Raw genomic sequence first — 17,564 nt, 5'->3', positions numbered from 1 at the left:
ATTTGGCTACGTAGCTCAGCTGGTTAGAGCACAGCACTCATAATGCTGGGGTCACAGGTTCGATTCCCGTCGTAGCCACCATCTTAAAATTGGGGTATCGCCAAGCGGTAAGGCAGCGGATTCTGATTCCGCCATCCCGAGGTTCGAATCCTCGTACCCCAGCCATACAGAAAAGCCCGTGAAAACGGGCTTTTTCTTTTTTACCAGTCATTCAGTCTGTTATCGCGCATCCAGCATTTGCATCAATAACCGGTACAGCGCTGGCGTCAGTACCGGATTCACAATTTAGTGCGCTACGGAATTGGAAAACAGATTAATCACCGCCACGCCGGCAATAATTAGTGCCATTCCCAATACCGCCGGCCAGTCCAATCGTTGATCGTAAAAAATCCAGCTTATCGCCGCGATCAACACAATCCCGGCTCCCGACCAAATGGCGTAAATCACGCCGGTCGGCAACACCCGCATGGAAATAGTCAGACAGTAAAATGCGATAGCGTAGAACACCAGTGTCACGATACTTGGCACCGGCCGGGTAAAACTCTCCGACAATTTCAGCGCCGTTGTCGCCACCACCTCTGACACAATCGCCAGACAAAGAAATAAATAGGTCATCAGTTTCACTACTCAAAGATAAAAAATCGCGGTGCCGCAGGATAACGCCTTAATGCAGGCCGTCTCTTCACCGACAGAGCGGTATCAATGTAGCGACACGGCATGAAAACGGTATGACGGCGAAGAAATAATCATCACGCCCCGCAGCGGTCACAGGCAGCGGGGTTTACAATCCCAACGCGTAGCGCAGCGCCTGCTGTTTCAGTTTTCCGGCGCGTTGCGCCGCCATCAACGCCAGATTGCGGGCAAACTCAAGCGGCGGCAGCCGGTTACTGAATGCACCGTAAAACAGATCCATGCCGCTTTGCATCAGCAGATTGTCAGGCTTGCGCTGCCGCTGATAACGCCGCAGCACCGGCTCGCCGTACCAGACCGCGCCTTCATCACGCGCCCGGATTACCACGTCAAGCAGCGTGGAAACATCGCGATACCCAAGGTTAACGCCCTGCCCCGCCAGCGGATTGATGGTATGCGCAGCGTCACCAATCAGGGCCAGCCCCGGTAACACATACTGCTGCGCATGGCGCCGCACCAGCGGAAACGCGCCGGCCGCCACCGCATTGACCGCACCCAGCCGCGCAGGAAACGTCTCGGCGATGGCCTTGTTCAGTTGGGGAAGCGACATCGCCTGCAACTGGCGGATACGCGACGGGCTGTCGTACCACACCAGCGAGCACCAGCCGTCAAACAGCGGCAAAAACGCGCGCGGCCCGGACGGCGTAAAGCGCTGCCAGGTCACATCCTGTTGCGGGCCGGTCATTTCGGCGCTGATCAGCATGCAGGACTGACGATATTGCCAGCCCGTAATACCAATGCCCGCCCACTGGCGAATTTTCGAATTAGCGCCATCAGCGCCAATCACCAGCGACGCGGACAGGCTGTCGCCCCGCTCGCTAATCAGCACCCATTGCTCGCCCTCGCGACGCATGCCCTGCAATTGCCATGGGCACAGCAGCGTCACGCCGGGCGCCCTCTCCAGCACCTGCCATAACGCCAGTTGCAGAATACGGTTCTCCACCATAAACCCCAGTTCGGATAACCCAAGGTCGGCCGCATCAAACACCACATGCGCATTGTCCCATTCCCAGGTTTCGAGTCGTCGGTAAGGCGCGCTGCGCATCAGCCCGACGCCCTGCCAGGCTCCCAACCGTTCCAGCAGCCTGACCGACGCCTGACCAATCGCCGATACCCGCACGTCCGGCGCGCTGTCCGCAACAAACGGCAACGGCGTTTCCTGCTCCAACACCGCCACCTGAAAACCGCTCTGCGCCAGCCCCAACGCAGCGGCGGCGCCCACCATGCCTCCGCCTACAATCACCGCATCATAGTGCATACCTGCCCCACTGTTTCTATTGCGCATATCAAAAGACTCATGCGCCAGAAAGACAAAAGATGGCGATAGTTTACTGGATTTCGGCAACGTTTTTCAGAAAAGCGACGAGCCGCTCGCTCTGGTCACAACGACGGCAAAAGATTACAATACGCGCCCGCATGTACGCGCCCCATTGAAGGTAAGCGTGTTTACCCGCACTGAGTAATGGCTAGTCGATGACGATGACAAAGAAACTGCATATCAAAACCTGGGGCTGTCAGATGAATGAATACGATTCATCGAAGATAGCCGACCTCCTGGAAAGTACGCACGGTTACCAGCTGACCGAGGTCGCGGAAGAAGCCGACATTCTGCTGCTGAATACCTGTTCGATCCGTGAAAAGGCGCAGGAAAAAGTGTTTCATCAGCTCGGCCGCTGGAAAACGCTCAAAGACGTCAACCCGAATCTGATTATCGGCGTGGGCGGCTGCGTGGCGTCGCAGGAAGGTGAACACATTCGCGACCGCGCGCACTACGTGGACGTCATCTTCGGGCCGCAGACTTTGCATCGCCTGCCGGAAATGATTAACCACGTGCAGGGTACCCGCAGCCCGATCGTGGACATCAGTTTCCCGGAAGTGGAAAAATTTGACCGCCTGCCGGAACCGCGCGCCGAAGGGCCGACCGCATTCGTGTCCATCATGGAAGGCTGCAACAAGTATTGCACCTTCTGCGTGGTGCCTTATACCCGCGGCGAAGAAGTCAGCCGCCCGGTTGACGACGTTCTGTTTGAAATCGCCCAACTGGCGGCTCAGGGCGTACGCGAAGTCAACCTGCTGGGCCAGAACGTAAACGCTTACCGCGGTGCCATGCACAATGACGACATCTGCAGTTTTGCCGAACTGCTGCGTCTGGTGGCGACGATTGACGGTATCGACCGCATCCGCTTCATCACCAGCCATCCTATCGAATTCACCGACGATATCATCAGCGTGTACGAAGATACGCCGGAGTTGGTGAGCTTCCTGCACCTGCCGGTTCAGAGCGGTTCCGACCGCGTACTGACCATGATGAAGCGCCGCCACACCGCGCTGGAATACAAGGCCATCATCCGCAAACTGCGTAAAGCGCGCCCGGCGATTCAGATCAGTTCCGACTTTATCGTCGGTTTCCCGGGCGAAACGCAGGAGGATTTCGAGCAGACCATGAAGCTGATCGCCGATGTCGATTTCGACATGAGTTTCAGCTTTATCTACTCGCCTCGCCCCGGTACTCCGGCCGCCGACATGGTGGACGACGTGACCGAAGCAGAGAAGAAGCAGCGCCTGTACATTCTGCAGGAACGCATCAATCAGCAGGCCATGCAGTACAGCCGCCGAATGATGGGCTCGGTGCAGCGTATTCTGGTGGAGGGCACCTCGCGTAAAAGCGTGATGGAGCTGTCCGGCCGTACTGAAAATAACCGTGTAGTGAACTTCGAAGGAACGCCCGACATGATCGGCAAATTCGTCGACGTGGAAATTGTCGACGTTTATCCGAACTCGCTGCGTGGCGTGGTTGTCCGTACCGAAGATCAAATGGATCTGCGCGTTAGCGAGTCGCCGACGTCGGTTATCGCTCGTACCCGCAAAGAGAACGAACTCGGCGTTGGTATCTATCAGCCGTAATACGCGGATGATCGTTTTCAGGCGGGCCGTCAAACGGCCCGCTTTTTCTTTGCAGCGACACCCGGAGCGGATTCATATCCCCTGCCGCCTTTATGCCGAATGTGACTTGCGCCCTGCGGGGTTCACGATAAATAATCAGGGTAATCTCTGCGCCGCATTCGGGCAGACATCACTGCCTGCGGCACAGCGTCATTGCTCATTCTGCTTAAACCCAAGAGGAATAGTTTGAACGTAACGATAAAAGAAATTGCCCTCGAACCTGCGGACAACAAACGCCTGCTCAGTCTGTGCGGCCCGTTTGACGACAACATCAAACAGCTGGAACGCCGCCTCGGCATAGAGATCAATCATCGCGACAATAACTTCAAGCTGGTGGGTAAAGACCTCTGCATCGACGCCGCAGCCGACATCTTGCGTCATCTTTATGTGGATACCGCTCCGGTGCGCGGCGTTATTCCGGATATCGAGCCGGAACAGATTCATCTGGCCATCAAGGAATCCCGGGTACTGGAGCAGACCGCCGATAGCGTGCCGGAATACGGCAAAGCGGTGAATATCCGCACCAAACGCGGCGTGATCAAACCGCGTACGCCCAATCAGGCGCAGTACATCGCTCATATCCTCGATCACGACATCACCTTCGGTATCGGCCCAGCCGGCACCGGGAAAACTTACCTGGCGGTGGCAGCCGCGGTGGATGCGCTGGAGCGTCAGGAGATCCGCCGCATTCTGCTGACCCGTCCGGCGGTGGAGGCCGGCGAAAAACTGGGCTTCCTGCCGGGCGATCTGAGCCAGAAGGTGGACCCGTACCTGCGCCCGCTCTACGACGCGCTGTTTGAAATGCTGGGCTTCGAGCGGGTGGAAAAGCTGATCGAGCGTAACGTGATTGAAGTCGCGCCGCTGGCCTACATGCGCGGCCGCACGCTTAACGACGCCTTCATCATTCTGGACGAAAGCCAGAACACCACTATCGAACAGATGAAGATGTTCCTGACCCGTATCGGGTTTAACTCGAAAGCGGTCATCACCGGCGACGTCACCCAGATCGACCTGCCGCGCAATCAAAAATCCGGTTTGCGTCATGCCATTGAGGTGCTGTCGGAGGTCGAAGAAATCAGTTTCAACTTCTTCCACAGCGAAGACGTGGTGCGCCACCCGGTGGTCGCCCGCATCGTCAACGCCTATGAAGCGTGGGAAAGCGCCGATCAGAAACGCCGGGACGAACTGGCGGAGCAACGTAAACGCGAAGCGCAGGCCGCCGCGCAGGAGCAGAAATGAGTCAGGTTATTCTTGATTTGCAAATCGCCAGCGAAAATAACAGCGGGCTGCCGTCGGAAACCGACTTTCAGCGCTGGCTGGAAGCGGTGTTGCCGCAGTTTCAGGAGGTGGCGGAAGTCACCATCCGGGTGGTGGATGAAGAGGAAAGCCACCACCTGAACCTGACCTATCGCGGCAAAGACAAACCGACCAACGTGCTGTCGTTCCCGTTCGAGGCGCCGCCGGAAGTGGAACTGCCGCTACTGGGTGACCTCATCATCTGCCGGCAGGTGGTCGAGCAGGAAGCGGTCGAACAGGGGAAAAGCGCGGAGGAACATTGGGCGCACATGGTTGTCCATGGCAGCCTGCATCTGTTAGGTTATGATCATATCGAAGACAGTGAAGCCGAAGAAATGGAAGCACTGGAAACGGAAATCATGCAAAGTATGGGTTATGCCGACCCGTATCTGGCAGAGAAAGAAGATTTTACCGACAAGCCTTAAATTCGATATTGTAAGGACCAGACGCCAGCGGCGATACGCCACCGACGACATTCACCGCTGGTCATCATTTCTTAACAAGAGTGATATTAACTGACGCCATGAGCGACGACCATTCTCCCAACAGCGATACCCCCAGTCCCAAAAAGGGATTTTTTTCTCTTTTTCTCAATCAGATTTTTCACGGCGAATCCAAAGATCACGACGATCTGCTGGCATTAATCCGTGATTCGGAACAAATTGATCCGGAAATCCGCGACATGCTGGAAGGGGTGATGGATATCGCCGAACAGCGGGTGCGCGACATCATGATCCCGCGTTCGCAGATGATTACGCTCAAGCATAACCAGACGCTGGAAGAGTGCCTGGACGTGATCATCGAATCGGCCCATTCCCGTTTCCCGGTCATCAGCGAAGACAAGGACCACATCGAAGGCATCCTGATGGCCAAGGATCTGCTGCCGTTCATGCGCAGCAACTCCGAACCGTTCAGCATGGATAAAGTGCTGCGGCCTGCCGTGGTGGTGCCGGAAAGCAAGCGGGTGGACCGCATGCTCAACGAATTCCGCTCCCTGCGTTACCACATGGCCATCGTCATCGACGAATTCGGCGGCGTCTCCGGGCTGGTGACGATTGAAGACATTCTGGAGCTGATCGTCGGCGAAATCGAAGATGAATACGATGACGAGGAAGACCGCGACATCCGCCAGCTAAACCGCCAGACTTATACGGTGCGCGCCCTTACGCCTATCGAGGACTTCAACGAGACCTTCTCCACCCGATTCAGCGACGAGGAAGTGGACACCATCGGCGGTCTGGTGATGCAATCTTTCGGTCACCTGCCGGCACGCGGTGAAACCATCGACATCAACGGTTACCTGTTCAAAGTTGCCATGGCAGACAGCCGCCGTATTATTCAGGTCCATGTCAGAATTCCTGACGACGTTCCGCAACCGCAACTGGAAGACTAATTCATTCATGGCTGTCGCTTCGTTATTGCAACGCCAGCAGGTTCGCCTCCTGCTGGCGCTTTTATTCGGTGCCTGCGGCACACTGGCGTTCTCTCCTTATGATTTCTGGCCTGCCGCCATTCTCTCATTGATGGGGCTGCAAGGCCTGACGCTGAACCGCCGGACTCGTCAGGCGGCGGCGATCGGTTTCAGTTGGGGGTTCGGTCTGTTCGGCACCGGCATCCACTGGGTTTACTACAGCATCGCCGATTTCGGCGGTATGCCTGGCCCGGTGAATGTCGGGCTGGTGGTGCTGCTGGCACTTTATTTGTCGCTCTATCCGATGCTGTTCGCCGGGCTGCTGGCACGCCTGTGGCCGCAGACGACCGTATGGCGCGTGGCGCTGGCAGCACCGGCGCTGTGGCAAGTCACCGAGCTGCTGCGCGGTTGGGTGCTGACCGGCTTTCCCTGGTTGCAGTTCGGCTACAGCCAGCTTGATGGCCCGTTGAAAGGCATTGCGCCGATCGCGGGGGTCGACACCCTCACCTTCCTGTTGATGATTATCAGCGGGCTGCTGATGCTGGGGCTGACGCGGCGACGCTGGCAGCCCGTGCTGATCGCCGCTGCGCTATTGGTATTGCCGTGGCCGCTGCGCTCGCTCGACTGGTACAAATTGCAGCCGGAGCGCGCGGTCAACGTGGCGATAGTACAAGGCAACATTCCGCAGGCGTTGAAGTGGGACCCGAACGAATTGCTCAACACGCTGAAGGTCTATTTCGACAACACCTTGCCCGTGATGGACAAAGCGCCGCTGGTAATTTGGCCGGAATCCGCCATTCCGGATGTCGAAACCCGTCAGCAGGATTACCTGACGCAACTGGACGCCATCCTGCGTGAGCACCACAGTAGCCTGATCACCGGCATCGTCGACGCGCGCCGGGAAAACAACCGCACCGATTTCTATAACAGCATCATCGTTCTGGGCGATCAGCAACCGTATCGCTACCCTACCGCCAACCGCTACAGCAAGCATCATCTGGTGCCGTTTGGCGAATTTGTACCACTGGAGACGCTGCTGCGCCCGCTGGCGCCGTTCTTCGATCTGCCGATGTCCGCGTTTAGCCGCGGCGACTATCGCCAGCCGCAACTGATCGTCAACGGTTACCGCCTCACCGCCACCATCTGTTATGAGGTCATTCTGGGGCAACAGGTACGCGATAATTTCCGTGCCGACACCGACATGCTGCTGACCATTTCCAACGATGCCTGGTTCGGCAACTCCATCGGTCCCTGGCAGCATTTCCAGATGGCGCGGATGCGGGCGCTGGAGCTGGGCCGCCCGCTGTTGCGCTCTACCAACAATGGCGTAACGGCCGTTATCGCGCCTGACGGCAGCATCAGCGCCAGCCTCCCGCAATTCACCCGCAACGTGCTGGAAACGCGTGTAACACCAGCAACCGGCCTGACGCCTTACGCCCGTTTTGGTTCCTGGCCGCTGTGGCTGCTGGAAGCGTTACTGGGCCTCGCCGCACTGGCTTATCGCTTCCGTTCGCGTTAATTTCGCCTTCCCCGCATAACAAGACATGTCCGGACATGTCTTGTTTCATTTTTGGCACATTACTTGCTACTCATTGATATGAAACGTCATGCGTTGCACGTTTGCGGCCATCCTCGCCCTGCGATAGCACAATATCAGGGCATCAACTGCACCAAATTAGTGCCATAAGTTTTTATTGCAGCAGTTTGGTGCGTAGCGCCTCGCAAAAAACAAACATTCTCGTTTCAATATGTTTACAATCCGCTATTTTTAAACATGACAGCGTTTTATTCGCTCTTTAGCGGTGCACAACATGTGGCCGGCATATACCCAACAGAATTTGCACCACCACAACAGCAAAGGAGTTAGAGCATGCAATTGCGTAAACTGGCACTGTCAGTAATGCTGATCAGCACAACAGCCACTATGGCTTATGCAGAAGAACAGGCAGCCTCGGCCCCAAAAGAAGACAAATCGGTCCCCACGCTGAAAAAAGTCAAAGACAGTGGGGTTATCGTCATTGGCCATCGCGAATCTTCCGTGCCGTTTTCCTACTACGACAATCAGCAAAAAGTCGTAGGCTATTCACAGGCTTACTCCGACAAGATTGTTGAGGCCGTCAAAAAAGCGGTCGGCGCGCCCAATCTGCAGGTGAAATTGCTCCCGATCACCTCTCAGAACCGTATCCCGCTACTGCAAAACGGTACGTTCGACCTGGAGTGCGGCTCCACCACCAACAACCTGGAACGCCAGCAGCAGGCGGCTTTCTCCAATACCATCTTTGTGATCGGCACGCGTCTGCTGACCAAAAAAGATTCCGGTATCAAGGACTTCACCGATCTGAACGGCAAAGCGGTGGTCGTTACCTCCGGCACCACGTCCGAAGTGTTGCTGAATAAGATGAATGAAGAGAAGAAAATGAACCTGCGCATCATCAGCGCCAAGGATCACGGCGACTCCTTCCGTACTCTGGAGAGCGGCCGCGCGGTAGCCTTCATGATGGACGATGCCCTGCTGGCGGGCGAACGCGCCAAAGCCAAAAATCCGGATGAGTGGGTTATCGTCGGTACGCCGCAATCTCACGAAGCCTACGGCTGTATGCTGCGTAAGAACGACCCTGAATTCAAGAAACTGGTGGACGACACCATCGCTCAGGTACAAACCTCCGGCGAAGCCGTCAAATGGTACGAGCGCTGGTTTACCCAACCAATCCCGCCCAAAGATCTTAACCTGAACTATGTCCTGTCCGACGACATGAAGGCACTGTTCAAGGCACCGAATGATAAGGCGCTGTAACCGAATTAATAATGACAATAAAGGGCAGTAATTCTGCCTTCCGATTGCTGATTCGTGGCAAGACAGACAGGCGCAGGGCGGTCGTTCCCCATCCTGCGAATCCACAAGCCACTCATCAATCTTCGGGGTAGCGAACGCTACCCCTTTTTTACCGGAGTTCGTTATGTCAATAGATTGGAACTGGGGCATTTTCCTGCAATCCGCTCCGTTCGGAAATACGACCTATTTAGGGTGGATTATTTCCGGCCTGCAGGTCACCGTAACACTTTCCTTGTGCGCCTGGGTCATCGCCTTCCTGCTGGGCTCACTGCTGGGTATTCTGCGTACCGTCCCTAACCGCCTGTTAGCCGGTATCGGCACCTGCTATGTGGAACTGTTTCGCAACGTGCCGCTGATTGTTCAGTTCTTCAGTTGGTATCTGGTGGTGCCAGAGTTACTGCCAACTAAAATCGGCATGTGGTTTAAAGCCGAGCTGGACCCCAATATCCAGTTCTTCTTATCTTCCATGTTTTGTCTGGGGATGTTCACCGCCGCGCGCGTATGCGAACAGGTGCGGGCGGGCATTCAGTCGCTGCCGCGTGGACAGAAGGCCGCCGGTCTGGCCATCGGCCTGACTCTTCCCCAGACCTACCGCTATGTATTGCTGCCCAACGCCTACCGGGTGGTGGTGCCGCCGCTGACCTCGGAAATGCTCAATCTGGTGAAAAACTCCGCCATCGCTTCCACTATCGGTCTGGTGGATATGGCGGCGCAGGCCGGCAAGCTGTTGGATTATTCTGCTCACGCCTATGAATCTTTCAGCGCGATCACGCTGGCTTATATCGGCATCAACGCCATCATCATGCTGATCATGCAGATTGTGGAGCATAAGACCCGTCTGCCGGGCAATCTGGGGAGCAAATAAATGTACAACTTTGACTGGAGTTCCATTCCACCCAGCCTGCCTTATCTCATCAAGGGGATGGGCGTCACGCTGGAAATCACCCTGACCGCGGTGGTGGTGGGAATTGTCTGGGGTACCGTGCTGGCGGTGATGCGCTTGTCGCCCATCAAACCCATCAGTTGGTTTGCGAAGCTGTACGTCAACCTGTTCCGCTCGGTGCCGCTGGTGATGGTGCTGCTGTGGTTCTATCTGATCGTGCCGAGCTTATTACAAAATGTGCTTGGCCTTTCTCCGAAAACCGATATTCGGCTGGTATCAGCTATGGTAGCCTTTTCGCTGTTTGAGGCGGCCTATTATTCCGAGATTATTCGCGCCGGTATCCAAAGTATTTCCCGCGGGCAGGCCTCCGCCGCGCTGGCGCTGGGGATGACCCACTGGCAATCCATGCGGCTGGTGATTCTGCCTCAGGCGTTCCGGGCCATGATTCCCCTACTGCTGACTCAGGGTATCGTGCTGTTTCAGGATACCTCGCTGGTGTATGTGCTCAGTCTGGCGGACTTCTTCCGTACCGCATCCACCATCGGCGAACGTGACGGCACCCAGGTGGAAATGATCCTGTTCGCCGGGTTTGTGTATTTTGTTATCAGCCTCTCGGCGTCGATGCTGGTCAATTATTTGAAGAGAAGGACGGTTTGATGATTTTCCTGAAAAATGTTTCTAAATGGTATGGTCAATTTCAGGTGCTGACCGACTGCTCCACCGAAGTGAAAAAAGGTGAAGTGGTGGTGGTTTGCGGACCTTCCGGCTCCGGGAAATCGACCCTAATCAAAACCGTTAACGGCCTGGAGCCGATCCAGCAAGGTCAGATCGATGTTAACGGCATCACTGTCAGTGACAAACGCACCAATCTGGCGCAATTACGCGCCAAAGTCGGGATGGTGTTCCAGCACTTTGAGCTGTTTCCTCACTTGTCCATCGTCGACAACCTGACGCTGGCGCAGGTCAAAGTACTCAAACGCGATAAAGAAACCGCCCGCGAAAAAGGGCTGAAGCTGCTGGCGCGCGTCGGTCTGTCGGCCCATGCCAACAAGTTCCCCGGCCAGCTGTCCGGCGGCCAGCAACAGCGTGTGGCCATCGCCCGCGCCCTGTGTATGGATCCGGTGGCGATGCTGTTTGACGAACCGACTTCGGCGCTCGACCCGGAAATGATCAATGAAGTGCTGGACGTGATGGTGGAGCTGGCGCAAGAAGGCATGACCATGATGGTGGTAACCCACGAGATGGGATTCGCCCGCAAGGTGGCGCACCGCGTTATCTTCATGGATGAAGGCAAGATCATTGAAGACACTCGCAAAGAGGACTTCTTCAGCAATCCGCAATCCGACCGCGCTAAAGACTTTCTGGCGAAAATCCTGCATTAATCCGCGGCGTACCGTCCTATCGCAAGGGTGCTTCGGCACCCTTGTTTTTTTCCGCACGCTTCAGGTCAGGGCGAAAACGGCTGGCGATGAAACTGGTCGTGGCCGCATTTCGGGCACAGCGGCAAGACTTCCGGGGTATAAAACGCAATGTGATGATGGCACTGTTCACACACCAGATTGCCTAGCCCCACCACCTCGCCGCTGTGATACACGCCGTGATGGCTGACATCCTTAAACACTTCGCGCCATTCCAGTTGCGTCTTATCGGTGATGTCAGCCAGGTTTTGCCATAGACTTTCGCGGATCACGCGGACGAACACGCTGTCGGCAAAGGCATTCTGGCTCTCCTCATAGCTGAGGGAGAAGGCTTCCAGATCACGCTGGAGCGCCAGTATTACCTGTTCAATCTCCTTTTGCGTCAGTTCATTGGTTTCCTGCAACTGGCGCCGGGCATCCGACATCAGCTTATCCATGTCCCGCTCGCCGCGGCTTAGCCACTCGGTAACGGCGGACATCAGTTCCCGGTAATACTGAACGACTTTGCTCATCGTGACTCCTTAGCGTGAAACCGCTTATCGACGGGCCTACACAGCCTAGTGTAGATGATTTTTCCGACACAACCGGGAGCCGCTTCCCAATCCGCGGGTTTAACCTTCGTCTTCGCTACCAGCACCGCATAAATCAGCCCCGGACCGCCTCAAGCGGTTGTTGAGCCAGTCGCTTATCAGCTATGCTATGCGGATCTTTTGAAATGAAACAGAACATGCTACCGAGGTAGCGATTTTCACTAAGGACCACTGGCAGCCATGCAAGAGCAATACCGCCCAGAAGAGATCGAAGCGCACGTCCAGCTTCACTGGCAAGAGAAACAAACTTTCAAAGTGACCGAAGAACCCGGCAAGGAAAAATACTATTGCCTTTCCATGCTGCCTTATCCTTCTGGCCGTCTACACATGGGTCATGTCCGCAACTACACCATCGGCGACGTGATCTCCCGCTATCAGCGCATGTTGGGCAAGAACGTGCTGCAGCCGATCGGCTGGGACGCCTTTGGCCTGCCGGCGGAAGGTGCGGCGGTAAAAAACAATACCGCGCCGGCCCCCTGGACCTACGCCAATATTGAATACATGAAAAACCAGCTGAAACTGCTGGGTTTCGGCTACGACTGGGATCGCGAAGTGGCGACCTGCAAGCCGGATTACTACCGCTGGGAACAGTGGTTCTTCACCAAACTGTACGAGAAAGGCCTGGTTTATAAAAAAACCTCAGCGGTGAACTGGTGCCCGAACGACCAGACCGTACTGGCCAACGAGCAGGTGATCGACGGGTGCTGCTGGCGTTGCGATACCAAGGTGGAACGCAAAGAAATCCCACAGTGGTTCATCAAAATCACCGCTTACGCCGACGAACTGCTCAACGATCTGGATACGCTGGAAAGCTGGCCTGAGCAGGTCAAAACCATGCAGCGCAACTGGATCGGCCGTTCCGAAGGGGTGGAAATCACCTTTGACGTGGCAGACAGTGAAGAGAAGCTGAGTGTTTATACCACCCGCCCGGACACCTTCATGGGCGTGACCTACGTCGCCGTGGCGGCCGGTCACCCGCTGGCGCAGAAAGCGGCGGAAAATAATCCGGCGCTGCAGGACTTTATCGCCGAATGTGGCAACACTAAAATGGCGGAAGCCGACATGGCGACCATGGAGAAAAAAGGCATCGCCACCGGTTTGTTCGCCATTCACCCGCTGACTGGCGAAAATGTGCCGGTGTGGGCCGCCAACTTCGTGCTGATGGAATACGGCACCGGCGCTGTGATGGCGGTACCGGGCCATGACCAGCGCGACTGGGAATTCGCCCACAAATACAACCTGCCGGTGAAACCGGTTATTCTGATGGCTGACGGCAGCGAGCCGGATCTGTCCGCGCAGGCGCAGACGGAAAAAGGCCGTCTGTTCAACTCCGGCGAGTTCAATGGGCTGGATTTCGACGCCGCGTTCAATGCCATTGCCGATAAACTGGTATCGCAGGGCGTCGGTCAGCGTAAGGTCAATTACCGCCTGCGCGACTGGGGCGTATCCCGCCAGCGTTACTGGGGCGCGCCGATTCCGATGATGACGCTGGAAGACGGCACCGTAGTCCCCATCCCGGAAGACCAACTGCCGGTAATTCTGCCGGAAGACGTGGTGATGGACGGCATTACCAGCCCGATCAAAGCCGATCCCGAGTGGGCCAAAACCACGTTCAACGGCCAGCCGGCGCTGCGTGAAACCGACACCTTCGATACCTTCATGGAGTCGTCCTGGTACTACGCGCGTTATACCTGCCCACAGTACGATCAGGGTATGCTGGATCCCGCCGCCGCCAACTACTGGCTGCCGGTAGACCAGTATGTCGGCGGCATCGAACATGCCATCCTGCACCTGATGTACTTCCGCTTTTTCCACAAACTGATGCGCGACGCCGGTTTGGTGAACTCTAACGAGCCGGCCAAACGTCTGCTGTGTCAGGGGATGGTGCTGGCCGACGCCTTCTACCATGCCGGCAACAACGGCGAGCGAATCTGGGTATCGCCGAGCGACGTGACGCTGGAACGCGACGACAAAGGCCGCATCACCAAGGCGTTCGATAAAGACGGTCGCGAGCTGGTTTACGCCGGCATGAGCAAAATGTCGAAATCGAAAAACAACGGTATCGACCCGCAGGTCATGGTTGAACGCTACGGTGCCGACACCGTACGTCTGTTTATGATGTTCGCATCCCCGGCGGAAATGACGCTGGAATGGCAGGAATCCGGCGTGGAAGGGGCGAACCGTTTCCTGAAACGCGTGTGGAAACAGGTTTACGACCACACCGGAAAAGGCGCTGCCCAGCCGCTGGATACCGCGGCATTGACAGAAGACCAGAAGGTGCTGCGCCGCGACCTGCACAAAACCATCGCCAAAGTAACGGATGATATCGGCCGTCGTCAGACCTTCAACACCGCCATCGCGGCGATCATGGAGCTGATGAACAAGCTGGCCAAAGCGTCGCAGGAGTCGGAACAGGATCGCGCGCTGACACAGGAAACGCTGCTGGCAGTGGTGCGGATGCTCTACCCGTTCACCCCGCATGCCTGTTTCGTGCTGTGGCGCGAGCTGCAAGGCGAAGGCGACATCGATCTGGCGCCGTGGCCGGTAGCGGACGAACAGGCGATGGTGGAAGACTCCCGTCTGGTGGTGGTGCAGGTCAACGGTAAAGTTCGCGGCAAGATCACCGTGGCGGCCGATGCCACCGAGCAACAAGTTCGCGATCGTGCGGCACAGGAGCCGCTGGTAGCCAAATATCTGGATGGCGTGACCGTTCGCAAAGTGATTTTCGTTCCGGGCAAACTGCTTAACCTGGTTGTGGGTTAAGGCAAGGAGGTACTGTGCGACACCCGTTTTTAACGCTGGTGCTGGGGCTGGTGGTCTTGATGACCGCCGGCTGCGGCTTTCATCTGCGCGGCACCACTCAGATGCCGGAGCAACTGCATAATCTGATTCTGGACAGCGGCGACCCCTACGGCCCGATGACGCGAGCCATCCGTGAACAGTTGCGTCTCAATAACGTCAACATCATGGAAAACACCGAACGGAAGGATCTGCCGTCCTTCCGCTTTATGGGAGACCATCTGGTCCGCAACACCGTATCGATTTTCCAGGATGGGAAAACAGCCGAATACCAGTTGGTACTGGAAGTGAAGGCGCAGGTGCTGATTCCGGGTGATGACATTTATCCGCTCAGCGTGACGATTTTCCGCTCCTTCTTCGATAACCCGCTTGCCGCTCTGGCTAAAGACGCCGAGCAGGATCTCGTGTTGCGTGAAATGCGTGACCAGGCAGCCCAGCAGTTGGTACGAAAACTACTGACGATCAAAGGAAGTCAGAACGCGAAAATCAAGCAGAAGGCGCAGGCCGCTACATCCGCACCGGCACGCCCATGATTCGGATCTATCCGGAACAACTGACCGCGCAGCTCCATGAGGGGCTGCGCGGCTGTTATCTGCTGTTCGGCAATGAACCCTTATTGCTGCAGGAGAGTCAGGATCAGATCCGCACTATCGCCCGTCAGCAGGATTTTCTGGAACATTTCAGTTTCACGCTGGATAACAACACCGACTGGGACACCATTTTTTCCACCTGTCAGGCGCTCAGCCTGTTCGCCTCCCGTCAAACCCTGCTGCTGATTCTGCCGGACGCCGGTCCCGGCGCCCCCGGCGGCGAGCAACTGGTCAAACTCTCCACCTTGCTGCATCCCGACATTTTGTTGATGGTCAGGGGCAACAAACTCACCAAAGCGCAGGAAAACAGCGCCTGGTTCAAAGCGTTGTCGCAACAGGGCGTGTACGTTCCCTGCATGACGCCCGAACAGGAACAACTCCCCCGCTGGGTAGCGCACCGGGCTAAAAACATGAAGCTGGAACTGGATGACGCCGCCAGCCAGTTGATTTGCTATTGCTATGAAGGGAATCTGCTGGCGTTGGTGCAAGCGCTGGAACGGCTGTCGCTGCTGTATCCGGACGGCAAGCTGACGCTGCCGCGGGTCGAGCAGGCGGTCAACGATGCCGCGCATTTCACGCCGTTCCACTGGCTGGATGCGCTGCTGGGCGGCAAAAGCAAACGCGCGTGGCACATTTTGCAGCAGTTGCGGCTGGAAGAGTGCGAGCCGGTCATCCTGCTGCGCACCGTACAGCGGGAATTGCTGCTGCTGCTACAGTTAAAACGACGTATGGCGACCACGCCGCTGCGCACCCTGCTTGACCAGCACAAAGTGTGGCAAAACCGGCGCCCGCTGTTGACGCAGGCGTTGCAACGCCTGTCGCTGACGCAGTTGCAGCAGGCTATTACCCTGCTGAGCCGGTTGGAGATCACCCTGAAACAGAATTACGGACAACCGGTCTGGGCCGAACTGGAAACGCTGTCGATGATTCTGTGCGGTAAAGCGCTGCCTGACGGCCTGCTTGAGGTATAGCGATTTGTCGACACCCCCGGTCACCCAGCCCCTGACCGCCTACTTTGGCGGCACCTTTGACCCGATTCACTACGGGCATTTGCGCCCGGTCGCCGCGCTGGCGCAGGACATCGGGCTGCAACGGGTCATTCTGCTGCCCAACAACGTCCCGCCGCACCGTGAGCAGCCGGAAGCCAGCGCCAGCCAGCGCAAGACCATGGTTGAGCTGGCGGTACGCGACAATCCGCTGTTTCACATCGACGATCGTGAGCTGCAGCGCGCCACGCCGTCCTACACCATTGAAACGCTGGAAGCGCTACGTGCCGAGAAAGGCGCCGACGCGCCGCTGGCGTTCATTATCGGGCAAGACTCGCTGTTGACGCTGCATCGCTGGCATCGCTGGCAGGAAATTCTGGATTACTGCCATCTGCTGGTCTGCGCTCGCCCCGGTTACCATCAGCAGTTGGATACCGCCGAGCTGGAAGCCTGGCTGACGGCGCACCAGACCCACGATGTCGCCACGTTGCACCGCCGCTGTCACGGGCTGATTTACCTCGCCCATACCCCTCTGCTGCCGATTTCCGCCACCGATATCCGCCATCGCCGGCAACAAGGCCTCGATTGTCACGATCTGCTGCCCGAAAGTGTGCTGAAGTATATTGACACACACGGACTCTATCGATAGTCATGCGTTGATACCACTCATTATAAGGCCGTGATATACTCCGCCGCTGGTTTCGGCTACGGGAAAACCACTTGCCGTCACGGTGAAACGGCGAATTCACCGACGCCAGCCCAGCCCACATAACCGACAGATTAACCATTCATCAAAGGGGGAACCTTTGCAAGGCCAAGCACTCCAAGATTTCGTTATTGATAAACTTGACGATTTGAAAGGTCAGGATATCGTTGCCCTCAATGTAAAAGGGAAATCCAGTATCACTGACTGCATGATTATTTGTACCGGCACATCCAGCCGTCATGTCACCTCCATCGCCGATCACGTTGTGCAGGAATCCCGCGCCGCCGGGCTGATGCCGTTGGGCGTTGAAGGGGAAAACGACGCCGACTGGGTCGTGGTCGATCTCGGCGACGTGATCGTCCATGTGATGCAGGAAGAGAGCCGTCACCTGTACGAACTGGAAAAACTCTGGGGCTGAT

At 56.6% G+C, this 17,564-nt stretch carries 17 protein-coding genes and 2 tRNA genes; 16 read left to right on the top strand and 3 right to left on the bottom strand.

The features are described 5' to 3' along the window. Nucleotides 1–4: 4 nt before the first annotated feature. Together DDA898_RS06430 and DDA898_RS06425 are read left to right on the top strand one after the other, a co-directional pair. Nucleotides 5–81, top strand: a tRNA-Met gene (locus tag DDA898_RS06430). Nucleotides 82–90: 9 nt separating this feature from the next. Next, nucleotides 91–165: transfer RNA gene (locus DDA898_RS06425), tRNA-Gln, on the top strand. A 120-nt stretch (nt 166–285) separates the two neighbouring features. Here the strand turns inward: DDA898_RS06425 and DDA898_RS06420 are convergent. Together DDA898_RS06420 and ubiF are read right to left on the bottom strand one after the other, a co-directional pair. Beyond that, complete coding sequence (locus DDA898_RS06420) at nt 286–615, bottom strand: DMT family transporter (RefSeq protein ID WP_013316984.1); 330 nt, start codon at nt 613–615, stop codon at nt 286–288. A 166-nt stretch (nt 616–781) separates the two neighbouring features. Beyond that, the gene (gene ubiF / locus DDA898_RS06415) at nt 782–1,948 is read right to left on the bottom strand and encodes a 3-demethoxyubiquinol 3-hydroxylase (protein ID WP_038910596.1); all 1,167 of its coding nucleotides are present in this window, start codon (nt 1,946–1,948) and stop codon (nt 782–784) included. Between the two features lie 221 nt (nt 1,949–2,169). Here ubiF and miaB point away from each other — a divergent pair, with 221 nt between their 5' ends. From miaB to DDA898_RS06370, 9 genes are all read left to right on the top strand, one after another. Beyond that, a complete protein-coding gene (miaB, locus tag DDA898_RS06410; RefSeq protein ID WP_038912457.1) occupies nt 2,170–3,594 on the top strand; it encodes a tRNA (N6-isopentenyl adenosine(37)-C2)-methylthiotransferase MiaB in 1,425 nt (474 codons plus the stop codon). Nucleotides 3,595–3,819: 225 nt separating this feature from the next. Then, complete coding sequence (locus DDA898_RS06405; RefSeq protein ID WP_013316981.1) at nt 3,820–4,872, top strand: PhoH family protein; 1,053 nt, start codon at nt 3,820–3,822, stop codon at nt 4,870–4,872. Next, the gene (gene ybeY, locus DDA898_RS06400; protein ID WP_038910595.1) at nt 4,869–5,354 is read left to right on the top strand and encodes an rRNA maturation RNase YbeY; all 486 of its coding nucleotides are present in this window, start codon (nt 4,869–4,871) and stop codon (nt 5,352–5,354) included. Before DDA898_RS06405 ends, ybeY begins: the two co-directional genes overlap by 4 nt. A gap of 98 nt (nt 5,355–5,452) precedes the next feature. Further along, nucleotides 5,453–6,322: a CNNM family magnesium/cobalt transport protein CorC gene (gene corC, locus DDA898_RS06395; protein WP_013316979.1), complete on the top strand. Its 870-nt coding sequence runs from the start codon at nt 5,453–5,455 to the stop codon at nt 6,320–6,322. Between the two features lie 7 nt (nt 6,323–6,329). Beyond that, the gene (gene lnt / locus DDA898_RS06390) at nt 6,330–7,859 is read left to right on the top strand and encodes an apolipoprotein N-acyltransferase (RefSeq protein WP_038910594.1); all 1,530 of its coding nucleotides are present in this window, start codon (nt 6,330–6,332) and stop codon (nt 7,857–7,859) included. A 351-nt stretch (nt 7,860–8,210) separates the two neighbouring features. Next, the gene (locus DDA898_RS06385) at nt 8,211–9,134 is read left to right on the top strand and encodes a glutamate/aspartate ABC transporter substrate-binding protein (RefSeq protein ID WP_013316977.1); all 924 of its coding nucleotides are present in this window, start codon (nt 8,211–8,213) and stop codon (nt 9,132–9,134) included. A gap of 163 nt (nt 9,135–9,297) precedes the next feature. Then, the gene (locus tag DDA898_RS06380; RefSeq protein ID WP_013316976.1) at nt 9,298–10,038 is read left to right on the top strand and encodes an amino acid ABC transporter permease; all 741 of its coding nucleotides are present in this window, start codon (nt 9,298–9,300) and stop codon (nt 10,036–10,038) included. Beyond that, entirely contained in the window at nt 10,039–10,713 is a 675-nt protein-coding gene (gltK, locus tag DDA898_RS06375) for a glutamate/aspartate ABC transporter permease GltK (RefSeq protein WP_038900622.1), read from the top strand. Then, nucleotides 10,713–11,438: an amino acid ABC transporter ATP-binding protein gene (locus tag DDA898_RS06370; RefSeq protein ID WP_013316974.1), complete on the top strand. Its 726-nt coding sequence runs from the start codon at nt 10,713–10,715 to the stop codon at nt 11,436–11,438. The genes gltK and DDA898_RS06370 overlap by 1 nt, the downstream gene beginning before the upstream one ends. Before the next feature lie 65 nt (nt 11,439–11,503). Here DDA898_RS06370 and DDA898_RS06365 read toward each other — a convergent pair whose 3' ends face one another. Further along, the gene (locus DDA898_RS06365) at nt 11,504–11,986 is read right to left on the bottom strand and encodes a zinc ribbon-containing protein (protein WP_013316973.1); all 483 of its coding nucleotides are present in this window, start codon (nt 11,984–11,986) and stop codon (nt 11,504–11,506) included. 258 nt (nt 11,987–12,244) lie between these two features. Here DDA898_RS06365 and leuS point away from each other — a divergent pair, with 258 nt between their 5' ends. The 5 genes from leuS to rsfS all read left to right on the top strand — a co-directional run bounded on the left by leuS (nt 12,245) and on the right by rsfS (nt 17,563). Beyond that, nucleotides 12,245–14,827 (top strand): leucine--tRNA ligase, encoded by a 2,583-nt coding sequence (gene leuS / locus DDA898_RS06360; RefSeq protein WP_038910593.1) that lies wholly within the window; start codon nt 12,245–12,247, stop codon nt 14,825–14,827. Between the two features lie 14 nt (nt 14,828–14,841). After that, a complete protein-coding gene (gene lptE, locus DDA898_RS06355; RefSeq protein ID WP_038900620.1) occupies nt 14,842–15,396 on the top strand; it encodes an LPS assembly lipoprotein LptE in 555 nt (184 codons plus the stop codon). Further along, nucleotides 15,393–16,424, top strand: coding sequence for a DNA polymerase III subunit delta (gene holA, locus DDA898_RS06350; RefSeq protein ID WP_038910591.1), 1,032 nt, complete (start codon nt 15,393–15,395; stop codon nt 16,422–16,424). Before lptE ends, holA begins: the two co-directional genes overlap by 4 nt. Further along, nucleotides 16,414–17,088 (top strand): nicotinate-nucleotide adenylyltransferase, encoded by a 675-nt coding sequence (nadD, locus tag DDA898_RS06345; protein WP_038910590.1) that lies wholly within the window; start codon nt 16,414–16,416, stop codon nt 17,086–17,088. The genes holA and nadD overlap by 11 nt, the downstream gene beginning before the upstream one ends. A 157-nt stretch (nt 17,089–17,245) precedes the next feature. Continuing rightward, on the top strand, nt 17,246–17,563 hold the full coding sequence (rsfS, locus tag DDA898_RS06340; protein ID WP_013316968.1) for a ribosome silencing factor: 318 nt from the start codon (nt 17,246–17,248) through the stop codon (nt 17,561–17,563). The last annotated feature ends 1 nt before the right edge of the window (nt 17,564 follow it).

It is taken from the genome of Dickeya dadantii NCPPB 898, assembly GCF_000406145.1.
Lineage (GTDB): Bacteria > Pseudomonadota > Gammaproteobacteria > Enterobacterales > Enterobacteriaceae > Dickeya > Dickeya dadantii.
The sequence above is the reverse complement of the archived record's forward strand: the minus strand, read 5'-3'. Positions and strand labels throughout refer to the sequence as shown.